18 protein-coding genes, 1 tRNA gene and 1 pseudogene are annotated in these 16,109 nt (G+C 45.0%); 15 read left to right on the plus strand and 5 right to left on the minus strand.

Going from position 1 to position 16,109, the window contains the following annotated elements; genetic code table 11:
- The 5 genes and pseudogenes from THEPK_RS13270 to THEPK_RS11705 all read left to right on the plus strand — a co-directional run.
- Positions 1-202 (plus strand): annotated as a pseudogene (locus tag THEPK_RS13270) (IS982 family transposase); the annotation flags it as partial.
- Between the two features lie 278 nt (positions 203-480).
- Positions 481-1,368, plus strand: a complete 888-nt coding sequence (locus THEPK_RS11690; protein ID WP_042702413.1) for an ABC transporter ATP-binding protein — start codon at positions 481-483, stop codon at positions 1,366-1,368.
- Positions 1,361-1,684: a hypothetical protein gene (locus THEPK_RS11695; RefSeq protein ID WP_232194593.1), complete on the plus strand. Its 324-nt coding sequence runs from the start codon at positions 1,361-1,363 to the stop codon at positions 1,682-1,684. The genes THEPK_RS11690 and THEPK_RS11695 overlap by 8 nt, the downstream gene beginning before the upstream one ends.
- A gap of 108 nt (positions 1,685-1,792) precedes the next feature.
- A complete protein-coding gene (tnpA, locus tag THEPK_RS11700; RefSeq protein ID WP_042699144.1) occupies positions 1,793-2,227 on the plus strand; it encodes an IS200/IS605 family transposase in 435 nt (144 codons plus the stop codon).
- A 274-nt stretch (positions 2,228-2,501) separates the two neighbouring features.
- Positions 2,502-3,524: an RNA-guided endonuclease InsQ/TnpB family protein gene (locus tag THEPK_RS11705; RefSeq protein ID WP_232194594.1), complete on the plus strand. Its 1,023-nt coding sequence runs from the start codon at positions 2,502-2,504 to the stop codon at positions 3,522-3,524.
- A gap of 20 nt (positions 3,525-3,544) precedes the next feature.
- Here the strand turns inward: THEPK_RS11705 and THEPK_RS11710 are convergent, their stop codons facing one another.
- Both THEPK_RS11710 and asnS read right to left on the minus strand, forming a co-directional pair.
- Positions 3,545-3,982, minus strand: a complete 438-nt coding sequence (locus THEPK_RS11710; protein WP_042702416.1) for an AbgT family transporter — start codon at positions 3,980-3,982, stop codon at positions 3,545-3,547.
- Between the two features lie 302 nt (positions 3,983-4,284).
- Entirely contained in the window at positions 4,285-5,577 is a 1,293-nt protein-coding gene (asnS, locus tag THEPK_RS11715) for an asparagine--tRNA ligase (protein ID WP_042702419.1), read from the minus strand.
- Positions 5,578-5,828: 251 nt separating this feature from the next.
- On the opposite strand from asnS, the gene THEPK_RS11720 reads away from it, so the two are divergent.
- Positions 5,829-7,070, plus strand: coding sequence for an amidohydrolase family protein (locus tag THEPK_RS11720; RefSeq protein WP_042702422.1), 1,242 nt, complete (start codon positions 5,829-5,831; stop codon positions 7,068-7,070).
- Here the strand turns inward: THEPK_RS11720 and trmY are convergent.
- Complete coding sequence (gene trmY / locus THEPK_RS11725; RefSeq protein ID WP_042702425.1) at positions 7,067-7,669, minus strand: tRNA (pseudouridine(54)-N(1))-methyltransferase TrmY; 603 nt, start codon at positions 7,667-7,669, stop codon at positions 7,067-7,069. The two genes, THEPK_RS11720 and trmY, sit on opposite strands and share 4 nt — an antisense overlap.
- 193 nt (positions 7,670-7,862) lie before the next feature.
- Between trmY and THEPK_RS11730 the strand changes: the two genes are divergently transcribed.
- From THEPK_RS11730 to THEPK_RS11735, 3 genes are all read left to right on the plus strand, one after another.
- Positions 7,863-8,354: a hypothetical protein gene (locus tag THEPK_RS11730; protein WP_156882173.1), complete on the plus strand. Its 492-nt coding sequence runs from the start codon at positions 7,863-7,865 to the stop codon at positions 8,352-8,354.
- Between the two features lie 84 nt (positions 8,355-8,438).
- On the plus strand, positions 8,439-8,615 hold the full coding sequence (locus THEPK_RS13275) for a hypothetical protein (RefSeq protein WP_156882204.1): 177 nt from the start codon (positions 8,439-8,441) through the stop codon (positions 8,613-8,615).
- A 158-nt stretch (positions 8,616-8,773) separates the two neighbouring features.
- A tRNA-Val gene (locus THEPK_RS11735) sits at positions 8,774-8,850 on the plus strand.
- Positions 8,851-9,667: 817 nt separating this feature from the next.
- On the opposite strand, the gene THEPK_RS11740 is transcribed toward THEPK_RS11735, so the two are convergent.
- Positions 9,668-10,825, minus strand: coding sequence for a DUF763 domain-containing protein (locus THEPK_RS11740; protein WP_042702428.1), 1,158 nt, complete (start codon positions 10,823-10,825; stop codon positions 9,668-9,670).
- A 70-nt stretch (positions 10,826-10,895) separates the two neighbouring features.
- Here THEPK_RS11740 and THEPK_RS11745 point away from each other — a divergent pair, with 70 nt between their 5' ends.
- The 6 genes from THEPK_RS11745 to rrp42 all read left to right on the plus strand — a co-directional run bounded on the left by THEPK_RS11745 (position 10,896) and on the right by rrp42 (position 15,181).
- Positions 10,896-11,258, plus strand: coding sequence for a ribonuclease P protein component 2 (locus tag THEPK_RS11745; RefSeq protein WP_042702431.1), 363 nt, complete (start codon positions 10,896-10,898; stop codon positions 11,256-11,258).
- A gap of 112 nt (positions 11,259-11,370) precedes the next feature.
- Complete coding sequence (psmA, locus tag THEPK_RS11750; RefSeq protein WP_042702432.1) at positions 11,371-12,153, plus strand: archaeal proteasome endopeptidase complex subunit alpha; 783 nt, start codon at positions 11,371-11,373, stop codon at positions 12,151-12,153.
- A gap of 11 nt (positions 12,154-12,164) precedes the next feature.
- Positions 12,165-12,875, plus strand: a complete 711-nt coding sequence (locus tag THEPK_RS11755) for a ribosome assembly factor SBDS (RefSeq protein ID WP_042702435.1) — start codon at positions 12,165-12,167, stop codon at positions 12,873-12,875.
- Complete coding sequence (gene rrp4, locus THEPK_RS11760; protein WP_042702438.1) at positions 12,872-13,627, plus strand: exosome complex RNA-binding protein Rrp4; 756 nt, start codon at positions 12,872-12,874, stop codon at positions 13,625-13,627. Before THEPK_RS11755 ends, rrp4 begins: the two co-directional genes overlap by 4 nt.
- Entirely contained in the window at positions 13,624-14,367 is a 744-nt protein-coding gene (gene rrp41, locus THEPK_RS11765) for an exosome complex exonuclease Rrp41 (protein WP_042702440.1), read from the plus strand. The genes rrp4 and rrp41 overlap by 4 nt, the downstream gene beginning before the upstream one ends.
- Before the next feature lies 1 nt (position 14,368).
- Complete coding sequence (gene rrp42 / locus THEPK_RS11770; protein WP_042702443.1) at positions 14,369-15,181, plus strand: exosome complex protein Rrp42; 813 nt, start codon at positions 14,369-14,371, stop codon at positions 15,179-15,181.
- A gap of 474 nt (positions 15,182-15,655) precedes the next feature.
- On the opposite strand, the gene THEPK_RS11775 is transcribed toward rrp42, so the two are convergent.
- Positions 15,656-16,003, minus strand: coding sequence for a hypothetical protein (locus THEPK_RS11775; RefSeq protein ID WP_156882205.1), 348 nt, complete (start codon positions 16,001-16,003; stop codon positions 15,656-15,658).
- Between the last annotated feature and the right edge of the window lie 106 nt (positions 16,004-16,109).

Consider the following 16,109-nt stretch of genomic DNA (forward strand, 5'->3'; position numbering starts at 1 on the left):
TAGTAATCTGGAGGAGAAGAAGTTTTACAAGTACTTGTCTGACTTTCGCAGGAGGATTGAGACTTTGTTTTCGAAGTTTTCTGAGTTTCTTCTGAGGCCGAGCAGGAGTGTTAGTTTGAGGGGGTTGGTTGTCAGGATTTTAGGGGCGATTCTGGCCGTGAATCTGGACAGATTATACAACTTCACAGGTGGTGGGAACTAGGGTAGTAAACCTAAGAGTTTTCTCCTCATTGAGGAGTCTCCTTACGAAGTTCTTGTGTTATAGTATAATGTTTTCAAATATTATAAATTTTTCGCTCCAAGTTTTAAATACTGTCATGATAAGCAGTTAAGGTTAAGTTTTTGGCAGTAGAAAAAGAAAGGAAAGAGAAGAACTAAAACCATATACTAGGTGGTTTCAGCATTAACTAGCTGCAGTGTTCTCGTACGTGAAAATATTAAAAGATCTTTTTTTACTAATAACATTGGGGAGAAGTGTTAATGGCTAATTACGCAATAAAGGCTCACCGCTTAACTAAACGCTATGACTCAACATTAGCACTCGACTCTTTAAGCTTTAGCGTAGGGCAAAATAGGATAATTGGACTAATAGGACCAAATGGGGCTGGAAAGACGACTTTAATAAAAATTTTAACTACTCAGCTCAAGCCTACATCAGGGAAAGCCTACGTTCTGGGCCATGAAGTGGGAAAGGGGAGCACTGAAATAAGGAAGAGAATTTCCCTTCTACCTCAGGAGGTCAAAGCCCACTTCTACACCCTCACGCCTTTTGAGTATATCTACCACTACCTTAGAATGCGCGGGCTGAAGAGGCAAGAGGCAAAAGAAAAAGCCCGTGAAGCTATAAGAGAATTCAACATAAGCTATGCCGACAAGCCAATGGTAGAGCTCTCGGGCGGGATGGTTAGAAAAGCGCTGGTTGCTATGGTCCTTTCCTTCGACGCTGAGCTGTACTTCTTGGACGAGCCTACAGTCGGCTTAGACCCCTCGGCGAGGTTCGAACTCTGGCAGATTTTAAGAGAGAAAACCAAAAGTTCAACGATTTTTCTGACCAGTCATTATATAGATGAGGTCTCAAAGGTCTGCGACGAGGTAATTCTGCTTGACAAGCGGATACTGCTCCAGGGGGAGCCCGAGGATATCGTAAAGCACTACTTGCCGCGCTTTAGGAAGAAAGTTGTGCTGTTTGAGTACGCGGACGTAGGAGAATATGCTGTCAAAAAAGCAGGGAAATACACTTTTGTTTATCCGGAAAGCGAAAGAGAGCTTGAAGAACTCACAGAATCGCTCATCTCCAGAGGAGTGCCCTTCAAAATTGAAGAACTTACAATTGAAGACCTGTTTCTGCTGGGGTGGTCTGATGATTAGCGTAATCGAGTACTACGCCAAGGCCCTCACGAAGAGCAGGGCTTCCCTTATAAGCTTCGCCGTTAGACCGCTCTCCTTCATATTTCTCCTGACCGTCGTGAGCGGTGGAAAGCTTTTCCCGACGGCACTCATTGGTGGAATGATCAGCTTTGTTGCCGGCGTCGGGATAGCCGACCTAGCCATAGAGATAGCGGGAATGAAAACGCGCTCAAAGTTTTATGATATACTCTCAACCCTTCCGGTGCATCCGCTGAAGCTCGGCCTTGGAATTTCAGTAGGGATGAGCATTCCCGCGTTGCCTTACTTTTTCTTCTGAAAGCCTCGCCCTTTAGGGCGGGGATGCAGTAAACTACCCAACAGCCCTCAAACAGGAAAGCGAAAAGCATTTAAGCAATAATGCAGACCATACATTAAGGGGTTCACAATGAAACCCGAATCACCAAGAATCAAAAGAACAAGACACGCAAAACACTTCATAACCTACCATTTCGTCTGGATACCAAAATACCGGAGAGACATTCTCACCGGAAAAGTCGTCGAGAGACTCAAAGAAATGTTCAAAGAATACTCGGAAGAAATCGGGTGCGAGGTTATTGCCCTCGAAGTAATGCCCGACCACGTTCACGTCTTCCTTCAGGCAAAGCCCAACCTCTCGCCAGCCCAAATAGTGAACCACTTGAAAGGCAAAACCGCCAGAAAACTCCTCCAAGAGTTTCCAGAACTGAGGAGCAAGACGACACACGGTAGGTTATGGTCTCGCTCCTATTTCGTCGCCTCAGTCGGCTACATAACGGACGAGATTGTGAAGCACTACGTTGAAACCCAATGGGAGCGTGAGTTGAAACGAAGAGGAGCGTAACGCTCAAACTCCAGACCCTCAAAAGAAACCGAGAGAATTCTCTTCGAGTTAGCTGACATTGGGGCTAAAGTTTGGAACCAGATAAACTACCTTCGCAGGCAGGAATTCTTCGAGGGTAAACCAGTGGACTTCAACAGGACGGAGAAAATCGTCTATGAAGAATTCAAAAGGAAATCGGCTCCGCAACAGTCCAGCAAATTTGCAGGAAGAATGCTGAAAGCTGGAGGAGCTTCTTCTCACTCTTAAGGAATAAGCGGAACGGAGAACTGCCCGAGTGGTTGAAGCCGAAGCCACCGAACTACTTGAAAGACGATGGGAAAAGAAACCTTTAATCGTACTCAGGAACGACCAATACAAGATTGAGGGCAACAGGTTAATTCTCAAAAGGCCTCGGCAAGTTCAAAACGCCTCGAAGTCCAGTTTAAGGGGAAAATACACCTCAAAGGCAAAACAAGGAAGGCTGGAAATAACCTACGATACCGTTAAGCGGAAATGGTATGCCCACATCAGCATTACCGTCGAGGAGAAACTAATTGGAGGCGAGTGGATTGAAGTTCCAAGGAAACCATTGGGCGACCTTTCAGCGGGAATTGATTTGGGAGTGAACAATCTAATGGCGGTCTACGTTGAGAACGGTGAAAGCTTCCTCGTGAACGGCAGGCCATTAAAATCAATAGCCTTTTACTGGCGGAAGAGGATTGCGGATTATCAGTCAAAACTTAACAGGTCGGGAGCGAAGAGAAGTAGAAAACTCAAAAGAATGCACGGGAAGGCTAAACTTCAAGCAAAGCATTACATCAACACGGCAGTAAGACAGACCGTTGAAAAGCTCTACCACCTCGGAGTTTCGAGGATTGTTGTAGGTTACCCGAAGGGGATTGCCAGAAACTCTGAGAAAGGCAAGAGGCAGAACTTCCTCCTCTCCCACGTCTGGCGGTTCAATACTGTGATTCAAAGGCTCAAGGAAGTGGCTGAGGAATATGGCATCGTTGTTCAGGTTGTTAATGAGGCTTTCACCTCAAAAACCTGCCCCGTTTGCGGGAAGCCCCACGAGGGGGCCCGCTTTGTTCGTGGTTTGTTTAAGTGTCCCGCGACGGGGCTTGACTTTAACGCGGATTTGATTGGTGCTTTCAACATTTTAAAGAAGGCTGTGGAAAAGATAACCCCGAATCTGGGCGGCCTTTATGCTCAGAGGAGGGGTAACGGGGGGAAGACCCTCCCCGAGGGGTCGAAGACCCGCTTTAACTTGGGTCTAAATGAAACCCCTCAAACCTCCCTGCCAATGGCGAGGGGTTAACTCGTTGGAACCCTCGCCCTTCAGGGCGGGGAGGAGGTCAGCAAAGACGCATCTGAGGCCAAGTTTCCACAAATTCCCACAATAAATATTGCTGGGATTAGATACTTATCTGGAACTTTAGTTAGAGTCTTCATAAGTGCTGGGATAAATCCTGATCTTTCTGCAAATCCTGCTGCCATCATCATTACCAGTACCAGTCCTAGTGGGGGGAATTTTGCGAAGTTTGAGACCATATTTGTTAGAATCCAGGCAAGACCCTCTCTGTTCAATAGGCTTACTACCTTAATTTCTTCCCCTTTTGCCGGATCTACTGCAGACACTCCTCCAAAAATTCCGGAGAGTATAATCACTAAGAACCAGAGACCCAAGAAGATCCAAAACATGTGGGGTAGTTTATTGCCCACTCTTTCTATCCAGTTAACAAACTTCATTAACAATCCTTCGTTTGCTTGGGCCATTCTACCACCTCTTTCTTATTTTAGTTAGTGCCAACTCAAGATGTCCATTTTTATGCACTGGCACAGATATGTTCATCAAAAGTGAATTTTAAAATCGTTTCTAAAACCTTTAGTTTCCAAAAAGAAGTTCCGTATATCCACTATTGCTGAGATACCTCCGTGAATGTTCAAAATTGGTGAAAAATGGGCTCTTAGTATTCCAAAGGCTTTGTCATCAGGGGCAGTCGTAAGATATCAAAGGCTTAGATCACCAATGCTAACAACTTCAGAAGCCTCGAAATTTTATAAAAAGAGAAAAGGGTTTATGGGTAAATCCTTGAGGGTGTTCTCGGGAAGAGCGTTGCCCATCTGATGTGGTCTAGCTTCAGTACCCAAGCAACGAGCCTTTCTAACCCAAGCCCAAAACCGCTGTGCGGGACACTTCCATACTTCCTAAGGTCGAGGTACCACTCGTAGTTCGTGGGATCCATTCCCTCCTCAAGTATTCTCTGCACAAGCTTGTTGTAGTCATCTTCCCTCTGGCTTCCACCAATGATCTCACCGTATCCTTCGGGAGCAAGCATATCAGCAGCCAAAACCTTTCTCGGGTCTTCGGGATCTTCCTTCATGTAGAATGCTTTAATGTGCTTGGGGTAGCCGTAGACAAAGAATGGCCTGTCAAATTCATCTGTTAGAACTCTTTCCTCGTCAGCACCCATGTCCTCTCCCCACTCTATCTTGACTCCTTTGCTCTGGAGGATGTCTATGGCCTCATCATAGCTTATCCTTGGGAAGGGGGGCTCTGCGTTTTTGAGTGTTGTGAGGTCTTTTCTGAACCTCTCAACCTCACTTCTTCTGAGCTCGAGAGTGCGCTGCACCATATAACTTACAAGCTCCTCCTCAACCTTCATTATGTCCCACAGATCCATCCAAGCTGCCTCAAGCTCAAGGTGCCAGTACTCGGTGAGGTGTCTCCTTGTCCTGCTCTTCTCAGCCCTGAAGCTTGGAGTTAAGCTCCAAACCTTTTCCAGTCCAAATATTGCCGCCTCAAGGTAAAGCTGGGCTGACTGGCTGAGGTAGGCTTCTCTATCAAAGTACTTCAGCTTGAAGAGAGTTGAGCCACCTTCAACTGCGCCGGTGACCAAAATTGGTGGGAATACCTCATACCATCCATCCTGTAGGAGCCATTCCCTCGCTGCCTGTATCAAGGTCGCTTTGACCTTCATGATGTCCGCTACTTTGGGTGAACGGAGGTGCAAATGCCTCACATCTAAGAGGAATTCCTCGCTTGCGTCTTTTGTTATTGGGAAGAAGTCAACATTCTGGATGATTTCAATCTTGTCCGCCTGGACTTCAACTCCTGTTGGAGCTCTTGAGTCAACTTTAACGGTTCCTTCAATTATCACGCTTGATTCTATTCCAACCTGCTTTGCTTTGGTATAAGCATCTTCGCTGAGCTCTTTTGTAAAGACCGTTTGTACTATGCCACTTGAGTCTCTAAGGACTATAAAGACTTTACTTCCAACCTCTCTTTTTCTATAAACCCATCCGGCAAGTTTTACTCTTTCCCCTTCCATTTTTGGCTTTACATCCGCACAATAAACCTTCTCAATCATTATAAAACACCTCCCAACATTATTTGGGTTTCAATCTTATCTTTATTAATCTATCCCAGAAGAGTCAATTATTCCAGAGGAATTTTGCAAGGAACTTTTTGCCTTTAACCTCAAATACCACTGGCATGGCTATCACATCTTTAAACCACAAAGAAAATATTTAAATCCTTCGCCTCTTCCTTTGCCATTTTGCCATAGGGTTTAAATAACTCAAGCATCATAAAGTTAATCCCCACAGGGAGGTGGTAAGAGTGAAAGCCATCGTGGCCGATTATGCCCTCGATGTTGGGGGGATTAAAAAGAACGTTGCCGTTCTTATAGAGGAGGACAAAATAGCTGGAATTGTTCCCCGTGAAAAGCTTAATGAGTTTGACGTGGATGAGACCTTTGGGGGAAGTGGGTATCTTCTCATACCCGGGCTTGTCAATGCTCATACCCACGTGGCAATGAATAAGTTCAGGGGATTTGGAGATGACATGCCCCTCGACAGGTGGCTTAAAGAGGTAATATGGCCAATGGAAAAAGAGTGGAACGAGGATGAAATCTACAAATGGGCACTAATAGGGATTGCCGAGGCAGTAGCAAACGGTTCAACTGTAATAAACGACCACTACTTTTTTGCATGGAAAATAGCGGAAGCGGCTGAAAAGTTAGGCGTTAGGGCTTTTATTGGGCAGACGATGATGGATCTCGTGGATATGCCCATAGCAGAGCCCAAGCGGGGGTTTAAGTTCTTTAAACAATGGAAAAAAGATGGCCTGGTGAGGGCAACACTTGCCCCTCATGCAACGGACACCGTTTCAGGGGATTTGTTAAAGGAAGTCAAAGAAGTTGCAGAAAAGGAAAACGCACTGATTCACATGCACGTCTCTCAAAGCAGAGAAGAAGTCCTTCGGGTCAAGAAAAGGGAAAAGATGCTACCGGTTGAATATCTAAAGGAGTTAGAAATGCTGGAAAAGAACTTTATAGGGGTTCACGGCGTGTACCTTTCAAAAGATGAGGTTAAAATTTACGCGGAAAGTGAAGCAACCCTTGTCCACTGTCCTATAAGTCTGGCAAAGCTCGAAGGGGAAATTGCCCCTATAATAGACCTGTGGAAGCTCGGCGGAAGAATTGCCCTCGGGAATGACTGTGCCGTGTCAAACAACTCCCTTGATATGATACTCGAAATGAAGTTTGCGGCAATACTCAACAAGGTGAAGAGAAAAGACCCAACAACACCAACTGCAAAAGAGGTATTCTACTGGGCAACCGTTGGAGGAGCCGAAGCGCTGGGACTAAAAGCTGGCCTCATAAAAGAAGGCTACTTAGCGGACTTAGTTCTGATAAACACAAAGAAGCCCCATTTCCTGCCGAGGGAAAACGTTCTTTCGCACATTGTATACTCAGCGAAGGGAAGCGATGTGGAGAAGGTATTTGTGGGAGGGGAGCTGATATACGATCAAGGGAGATTCCTAAAAACAGAAGAGATTGAGAGGTTGCTCAACGACTAAAGAAGGTTGTCGAGAAATATGTTGACGTAGGCTATTACGTGGGACGTCAGATAGCTCTTCTTTCCCACACTAACTTTTTCCGCTATTCCTTCAAGAAAAGCTTCATCCTCTCTTGCTAACCCTTCGTGATCTCCAAGAACAAAGGCAACGTTCCCTTTGAAGTTTATTCTCTCAATCGGCTTCCCTTCTTCGTGAAGGTAGTAGAGGGCTGAATTCTTAATAGTTCTCCTTATGATGTCTTCAAACCTTAGATTGCTCACATAAACCCCTGGAAGGACGGAATATTCCTTTGCAGGCTCCTTTATACCCTCACCAACTTTTAGGGCTTTCATTATTATCTTGGCAAGGCTCATCTCATCCGGGTTTATTGTCTTGGGCTTTATTTCACTTCCCTCAAATCTGATGGTTTTTGGAGGGTTGGGAGGCCCGTTGAGGTTGAGCCACACTCTAACGTTCTTCCTAAACCCATGGGAAAGAAGAAAGGCTGAATTTAAAGACCTGCAAAGTAAATCAATCCTCCCACTCGTTCCCGGAAGGTCTTTCAGGCTAAAATCCGCTTTTGTACGGGCTTTATTGGCCTTTATTATGAAAGTCCTCACGGGAAACACCCAAGCTGAGAAGAAAAGAAGAGTTAAAAAAGTTCACTCTAAAGCTTGGGACACTGTCAGGATAAGCAGTGGGACGTTAGGTTTAAGTTTCTGATACCTCTTCAGAAAAGGGGAGAGAAATGAGGACTGAAACCATTATTTACTTACTGGTTTCAGTCTTAAAAACCTTTCGCCGGAACAGGGCGTGTTTATAGTAACCTTTATTAGGGTTTTTGCTGAATTCTTTCGGGTGGTTGTCGTGATCCCCAGATGGGATCACAGACTCAAAGACCCTGAAAGCGTGGCATTCGCAATTCTTGACGTTTTAGCAGACTTCGAATCAGAAGGAAAGCTGAAGAACCTGCCAAAATCCAAAAAATTTCCAGTAAAAACAATACTGGCAATACTCCTCTTTAAACAATACTACAACCTACCTCTCAGAGACGCCCAGCACTACGGCAGAAAATTCTTCGGAGCAAACATTCACTACTCAACCCTCCACAACTGGGAGAAAAAGCTGAACCTCGAAGAACTGACAAACCACCTCCTGAAAAAACTCCAGAAATTACCCTACGCCAGCACTCAAGCAGACTCAACCATTATCACAAATAAAAAAGGGCAGGATAGAAGTTCAGGCAATAACGAGAATCCTGCCGGGTTTACTGTATCCGGTTGCTGTGAAGATCACAACTTCTGAGAACGAGCTGATTGAACTCCTGCCGGGGGGTTCTGGGAATTTTTATGCTGATGGGGCTTATGATTCAAAGAAGTTCTGAACACTGTGGTGGAAAAGGGTTATCGGCCGATTGTTAAGAAAACTAAGAACGCTCCAGGTGGTTTTGGTAGTAAGAAGAGAGACAGAGTGTTTCTGAAGAAGAGTATAGGCATAGGAATCCTCATGAGGGGTTCTGGGGTGCGTTTACAACGTGGTTTGGCAGTAGGATCCCCTGTTTTCTGAAAAAGACTACTGTAACCCGAATCCTGCTTGGGGTAATGTGTTATGGTCTGAAAATCCTCCTCAGAGTCAAATACTGTTTAAATAACAGGGGGTGAAACTAAACACGCCCCCTATGAGCGAAAGATTTATATTTGGAGTTCAACTTTAATGGTTTGGGCGGGCCCGTGGTCTAGCTGGTTATGACGCCACCCTTACGAGGTGGAGGTCCGGGGTTCGAATCCCCGCGGGCCCACCATAACAGCCCTTACCTGCGTAAGCGCTGGCGGAATGTTGAGTGCTTTTCTAAGGATTTACAACTAAATGAACAGGGTTTCTTGTTTACATGCTCTTTTATGAGGGTTTCACTCGGGAAAGCGTCCTGTAGACGCTAAAATTGGATTGAAACCTGATTGAAAGTGCGTATTTAGGAAGTGAACCCCTCTAAAAGTGCTTTTGAGCAGTGCACAACTGGTTTTTGCCTGTTAGTAAGAAGGGGCATCTTTTGGTCAAACTTTTTCCAAAAGTTTGCTTACCTGCTTGCCTGCGCGAAGTTTGATCAAGGTTCGTGGTTCCTTCTAATTTGCCCTTCTACTAGGGATTTTCATTCTAAAAAGCCCCCTTGGGATGGAATTCCGCAAATACTAGCTGCCTTGGGGAAGTTTCTCTTACTTTGACGCCCGAAGGGCGTCTTTTTACAATGTAAACTCTTATAGGCCATGTTTTCTAAAGTGGGAATTCACAATTAAACGAAACGTTTTCAAGAAAAATCCCCCTTCAAACCCCCCTACGAAAAAGAACCACCAACTTTGATGGAACTTTGCGAGGCAAAGTTTCAGTGTTGGCGGAAAATTAGTGCTATTTTGAAAGATAGGAAAATCCTGATTGAATTCTAAAGAGAAAAGACAAGATAAGCAAATCCGGAACAAAGACCAAAGTTGTCCCACTTTGGAGGTGGCTTCTCTATAGGGAAGTGTGCAGTTGACGAGATATATTGCACAAAACCTGTTAAGAAAACTATGCAGTATACTGCACAAAAATCTAAAAAGTTCACACCATCAAGAAAGGTCTCATCCTTAAGTAGCTCTCTTCTCTTCCTCAGGAAACCTCCACTTCCTACTTATCTTTGTTACCTGTTTAACGAGCTCCCTTTCCTCTTTGCCCTTTTCGAGGAGCTTCTCAAGAAATGATATCAAGTCGTCATAGGTTCCCCTTTCAACGGGGAAAGGAACTTTATCCTTCCCGCCGACAGCATAGGCGAACTTGAAGGGATCAGGCGGATGAGTTACCGGGTCTTTCCATGAAGGATGAACATCATAAACCAGCTCGAGAACCAAGGAGAGGGCTCTCAGAGTGCTTGGTCCTAAGCCTTTAATCAGCAAAAGTTCATCATAATTCTTCACGCTCAGCTCCCTCGCCAGCTCCAATGCCCTCTTGTTGAGTTCAAGTTTTCCGAGGCTTTGATACCTCTCCATTATTGGCAAAACTTTCCTTTTTTCGTAGGGTTTATAGAACAGCGGAGTGTAACCCTTTGAGAGGGCCTCTATACTCTTGACCTCTCTTTCAATTTTTGTTGGACTTTCGGAGATTATATCCAAAAGGGTTTTCTGGTACTCTTTGCTTTCTCTGGCGATTGTATTCAATGCATAATCGTTTTTTATTCCACTTATGCCTTTGTGAGGCTCCAAAGTGAAGGATTGAATTTTTTCAGAGAACCAGTGGTATCGCCTTGCAAGCTTGACCGAAGGGTTCATCCCCTGCTGCACAACTGCCCATCTACCTTCTTCATCAACAAAGAAAACGTGATGGTAGAGCTGGTAGCCATTTTGCAGGGCAACGGTGTCGACCTTTGCAACGAGCTTGGAGGTCTTTATGTAATCGCTGGGATTTAGCTCGTAAATCTCGCTTATTTTCTTCAGCTCTTCTGGAGTTTGTCTGCTTTTCGCTCCTTTTCCGCCAGCGGCTTTTATCCCGAGCTCTTCCCTTGAGAGGACTTCTTTTATAATTCCAGCTGTTACGGTTGTTGAGCCCGATGAATCCCAGTCCATGCCGATTAGGTTGTTAAGTGCCTGAAACCACACCGGGTCTGCCAGCCTTTCGAGAACCCCTTGAGTGCCGTATTCATCGACAAGGAGCCTTAGAACAAGCTCGGCTAACCTCTTCATTCTCAAAGCCAGCCATCTCGGCACATGTCCGCCGTGAAGTGGGAGCTCCGCAATTCCTCTTCTCATCATAAATAATTGGGCTTCTTTCATTAAAAGTTTTTGAGATAATTTAATAAATCAAAATGCGGAAGGCTCTCTCATGAGGGAGAAACCAAGAACTTTGCCCCCAACGCTGAGGGATAAGCACCGTTACATAGCTTTTCAGATTATTGGAGAGAGGGAGTTCAAAAAGGATGAGATAAAAAAGGCCATATGGGATGCATCTCTTAGAACTCTGGGCGAGCTCGGTACCGCGAGGGTAAAACCCTGGTTTATAAAATTTGATGAAAAAACCCAGACTGGGATTGTGAGATGCGATAGGAAATATGTTGAAGAGCTCCGATTTGCTCTCACCTTGGTTACCGAGATAAACGGCTCAAAAGCAATAATAAGAACACTTGGAGTGTCGGGAACTATAAGGAGGCTCAAGCTAAAATTCTTAAAGGAGTTTGGGTGGAAATAGGGATAGAAAAATTTAATTATCAACCCGATAACTTACATATCGGAGAGTATATAAAGGGAATTGAGGAATTCCTAATATAACTGGATTACGATAACTTTAGAGGTGATGAGAAATGGCGTTTGTGCCACCGCAAGCTGGGTATGATAGGGCAATAACAGTTTTCAGCCCCGATGGAAGACTTTTCCAGGTGCAGTATGCCAGAGAGGCAGTTAAGAGAGGAGCAACTGCCGTCGGAGTAAAGTGCAAAGACGGCGTTGTTCTGGCTGTAGAAAAGAGGGTAACAAGCAAGCTCATAGAACCGGAAAGCTATGAGAAGATTTTCCAGATTGATGACCACATAGCCGCAGCTTCAAGCGGAATAATAGCCGATGCAAGGGTTCTTGTTGATAGGGCACGTTTAGAGGCCCAGATTTACCGCCTTACTTATGGAGAGCCCGTTCCGCTCACCGTTCTGGTGAAGAAGATTTGTGACTTAAAGCAGATGCACACGCAGTATGGGGGAGTTAGACCTTTTGGTGCTGCCCTTTTAATGGCGGGCGTAAACGAAAAGCCCGAACTGTTTGAAACCGACCCAAGCGGTGCATACTTTGAGTGGAAAGCCGTTGCAATAGGAAGCGGAAGGAACACGGCAATGGCAATATTTGAGGAGAAGTACAGGGATGATATGACACTTGAAGATGCCATAAAACTCGCAGTGCTGGCTCTTGCAAAGACGATGGAAGAGCCGTCTCCGGAGAGCATTGAAGTGGCAGTAATCACGGTGAAGGAGAAGAAGTTCAAGAAGATCAGCAAGGAAGAAGTCGCTAAATGCCTTGAGGAGGCATTGAAAGAGGCTGAAGCGGAAGAAGTTCCGGAGAAGGAAGAGGACTACAGCGAGTTGGACAGCCACTACTGAGGTGATTAGCGATGCCAATAAGTGTCGACAAGGCAGTGATTGCTCGATTGAAGGTTCAGGGAGAGGTTTTTGAGATACTAGTGGACCCATATCTGGCCAGAGACTTCAAAGAGGGCAAAGAGGTTCCGATTGAAGAAATCCTTGCTACCCCTTATGTTTTTAAAGATGCCGACAAGGGAGATAAAGCTAGTGAACATGAGATGGAAAAGATTTTCGGGACAAGCGACCCCTATGAAGTTGCAAAGATAATCCTCAAGAAAGGAGAAGTCCAGCTTACGGCGCAGCAGAGAAGGGAAATGCTGGAAGAGAGGAAAAAACAGATAGCGATGATAATCCACAGGCATGCGGTTGACCCAAGGACTGGCTATCCTCACCCACCAGATAGAATCCTTAAGGCAATGGAGGAAGCTGGAGTTAGGGTGGACATATTTAAAGATGCAGAGGCTCAAGTTCCGGATGTGATAAAAGCTTTGAGAAGAATTCTACCGCTTAAGATAGAAACCAAGGTCATAGCAGTGAAGATACCCTCTGAATACTCCGGAAAAGCCTATGGAGAAGTTAGAAAGTTTGGAACTATAAAGAAGGAAGAATGGGGAAGTGATGGCTCCTGGATGTTCTTAATAGAGATTCCGGGAGGAGTTGAGGAAGAATTTTATGAGAAACTAAATGCCCTTACAAAGGGCACTGCAGTAACTAAACTTATAGAGAGGAAGGGACTATGAAGAAGGTTTTTGTAAAAAATAGGGAATTAGTGGTTCCAGGGACGCTTTTGGCTCAGGGACCGTTCAAAAATGGAAGAGGAACTTTTAAAGAGGGAAACAGGATTTACTCAACAGTTGTCGGACTAGTCAACATTTCAAACGATACGGTATCAGTGGTTCCCTTGGAAGGCCCGTACATTCCGGAAGTGGGAGATAACGTAATAGGAAAGATAATTGACGTAAAGTTTTCAAACTGGGTGGTTGACATAGGGGCCCCCTATCAGGCCACACTGAGTGTTCAGGACGCTGTAGAAGAAAAAATAGACCTTTTAAAAACAGATTTGAGAAAAATATTTGATATCGGGGACATAATCTATGCAAAAGTAAAGGCGTTTAATGAAATCAATCAGATAGACCTAATAACAAAAGGGATGCCCTTCAACGGTGGACCATTGAGAGGAGGGCAGATAGTAAAGATAACGCCTTCCAAAGTGCCCCGCCTTATAGGTAAGGGAGGCTCAATGATAAACATGATCAAGAACCTTACGAACACGAGGATAATAGTAGGGCAGAACGGATGGGTATGGGTTAGTGGAAGAAACGAGGAGCTGGAAAAGCTGGCCATAGAAGCTATTCTAAAAGTGGACAGAGAAAGCCACACCCAGGGATTGACGGACAGGGTTAGGGAGATGCTGATTAAGAGATTGCATGAGCTTAAAGAACAGGGGATTATTGAAGAAGTTCCCCAAATTGAAGAGGGTGAAAAGAAATGATGGGAAGGCCTGAGGGAGTCAAGCTTATTGATGAGAACGGCAGGAGAATTGATGGAAGGAAAAAGTATGAGCTGAGACCGATTAAAATGGAAGTTGGAGTTTTGAAGAGTGCAGACGGTTCTGCATACGTAGAATGGGGGAAGAATAAAATTTTAGCGGCAGTTTATGGGCCTAGAGAGATTCATCCAAAGCACCTTCAGAAGCCTGACAGAGCGATTTTGAGAGTTAGGTACAACATGGCACCCTTTAGCGTCGAGGAGAGAAGAAAACCCGGGCCGGATAGGAGGAGCATTGAAATAAGCAAAGTTATTAGAGGGGCCCTTGAACCGGCCGTTATTCTCGAACTGTTCCCGAGAACATCTATAGATGTTTTCATAGAGGTGCTTCAGGCAGATGCGGGTACAAGAGTAGCTGGGATTACAGCAGCTTCCCTCGCTTTAGCAGACGCAGGGATTCCCATGAGAGACCTTGTTGCAGCATGTGCTGCGGGAAAAGTGGACGGAGAGATCGTCCTTGACCTAAACAAAGAAGAGGACAACTACGGAGAAGCCGATGTTCCAGTTGCGATAATGCCCATTAAGAACGACATAACTCTTCTCCAGATGGACGGATACCTCACCAAAGAAGAATTCCTTGAGGCGGTAAGGCTAGCAATAAAAGGGGCTAAGGCAGTGTATCAAAAACAGAGAGAGGCACTGAAGGAGAAGTATCTCAAAATAGCGGAAGAGGTAGGTGAGTGAAATGGAAGTAATGGCATCAATAATGAGGGATCACATTCTCAACCTTTTGAAGGAAGGTAAAAGAATCGATGGAAGAGGACTGGAAGATGTAAGGCCTCTGGTCATAGAAACAAATGTCATAGAAAAGGCTGAAGGCTCAGCTCTTGTAAAACTCGGTAATACTCAGGTTCTCGTTGGAGTAAAAGTTGATTTTGGAGAGCCGTTTCCAGATTTGCCAGAGATGGGTGTCATGACGACCAACGTTGAATTCGTTCCTCTGGCATCCCCGACCTTCGAACCGGGACCACCCGACGAAAGGGCAATAGAGCTGGCTAGAGTTGTAGACAGAGGAATAAGGGAAAGCCAAGCTATAGACTTGAGCAAACTTGTGATAGTGCCAGGAAAGCTTGTGAGAGTTGTTTTCATAGATGTTCACATCCTTGACCACGACGGAAACCTCTTGGATGCCTCTGGAATTGGTGCAATTGCGGCGTTGTTGAGCACAAAAATACCGAAAGTTGAATACGACGAGGAAAGCGGAGAGGTAAAGCTTCTGGATGAATACGAACCCTTGCCAGTAACAAAAGTCCCGATTCCAGTGAGCCTTGCCAAAATAGGCAACACTTTGGTAGTAGATCCTAACTTCGAAGAAGAGCAGGTAATGGACGGTAAACTGACAGTAACAACCGACGAGAATGGATACATCTCAGCAGTGCAGAAAAGCGAAGGGGGAAGCTTCAAGCTTGAAGAAGTTATCTATGCAGTTGACCTTGCATTACAGAAGGCCCAAGAGATCAGAGAAAAGATTCTCGAGGCTGTGGGGAAGAAGGAGTGATTTTTCTTCTTTTCCTTTGAACTCTCCTTTTTGACATGGTTTTGGAAATATGGTACAATTGCTCAGCGTATTTCACGGCAAGGTTGGGGCTGTTTCATAGGTAGTGATAAATGGAACTTTTGAATTCTTTTGTTTTCCGTAATTTTTAAATAGTCTCTAATTATACTTCCTTGTGGTGAAGCAGTTCCCAGAATGTGGGGTTTGTCAAGCCCGAATGGGGACTGTCGAGAGCCTTGAAGATGTGGGGAGTCTCCGTTCCCCCCGAAAGCCAGCCAATGAAGACGGGAGGCTGGAAGCCTACCCGTTATGAAATTAACACCCTACACACACTTTACGGGTAGGCAGAACGGTTTAGAAAAGCACGTGATAATGAGGAAGTATCATGGTCACAGGAAAGGTAGAAGCGGTTAGCAAGAAAGGTTTATAAACTAAATTTTGTTCTTTAAGCTAGGTTTTAGGGGGGCGTGTTTAGTTTCACCCCCTGTTATTTAAACAGTATTTGACTCTGAGGAGGATTTTCAGACCATAACACATTACCCCAAGCAGGATTCGGGTTACAGTAGTCTTTTTCAGAAAACAGGGGATCCTACTGCCAAACCACGTTGTAAACGCACCCCAGAACCCCTCATGAGGATTCCTATGCCTATACTCTTCTTCAGAAAACACTCTGTCTCTCTTCTTACTACCAAAACCACCTGGAGCGTTCTTAGTTTTCTTAACAATCGGCCGATAACCCTTTTCCACCACAGTGTTCAGAACTTTCTTTGAATCATAAGCCCCATCAGCATAAAAATTCCCCAGAACCCCCCGGCAGGAGTTCAATCAGCTCGTTCTCAGAAGTTGTGATCTTCACAGCAACCGGATACAGTAAACCCGGCAGGATTCTCGTTATTGCCTGAACTTCTATCCTGCCCTTTTTATTTGTGAT

It is taken from the genome of Thermococcus sp. PK, from assembly GCF_000430485.1.
GTDB classification, from domain to species: Archaea; Methanobacteriota_B; Thermococci; order Thermococcales; family Thermococcaceae; genus Thermococcus_A; species Thermococcus_A bergensis.

Coding starts and splice junctions, on each gene's coding strand:
- THEPK_RS11690 (WP_042702413.1), top strand. CDS start 481: ATGGCTAATTACGCAATAAAGGCTCACCGCTTAACTAAACGCTATGAC.
- THEPK_RS11695 (WP_232194593.1), top strand. CDS start 1,361: ATGATTAGCGTAATCGAGTACTACGCCAAGGCCCTCACGAAGAGCAGG.
- tnpA (WP_042699144.1), top strand. CDS start 1,793: ATGAAACCCGAATCACCAAGAATCAAAAGAACAAGACACGCAAAACAC.
- THEPK_RS11710 (WP_042702416.1), bottom strand. CDS start 3,982: ATGGCCCAAGCAAACGAAGGATTGTTAATGAAGTTTGTTAACTGGATA.
- asnS (WP_042702419.1), bottom strand. CDS start 5,577: ATGATTGAGAAGGTTTATTGTGCGGATGTAAAGCCAAAAATGGAAGGG.
- THEPK_RS11740 (WP_042702428.1), bottom strand. CDS start 10,825: ATGATGAGAAGAGGAATTGCGGAGCTCCCACTTCACGGCGGACATGTG.
- THEPK_RS11745 (WP_042702431.1), top strand. CDS start 10,896: ATGAGGGAGAAACCAAGAACTTTGCCCCCAACGCTGAGGGATAAGCAC.
- psmA (WP_042702432.1), top strand. CDS start 11,371: ATGGCGTTTGTGCCACCGCAAGCTGGGTATGATAGGGCAATAACAGTT.
- THEPK_RS11755 (WP_042702435.1), top strand. CDS start 12,165: ATGCCAATAAGTGTCGACAAGGCAGTGATTGCTCGATTGAAGGTTCAG.
- rrp4 (WP_042702438.1), top strand. CDS start 12,872: ATGAAGAAGGTTTTTGTAAAAAATAGGGAATTAGTGGTTCCAGGGACG.
- rrp41 (WP_042702440.1), top strand. CDS start 13,624: ATGATGGGAAGGCCTGAGGGAGTCAAGCTTATTGATGAGAACGGCAGG.
- rrp42 (WP_042702443.1), top strand. CDS start 14,369: ATGGAAGTAATGGCATCAATAATGAGGGATCACATTCTCAACCTTTTG.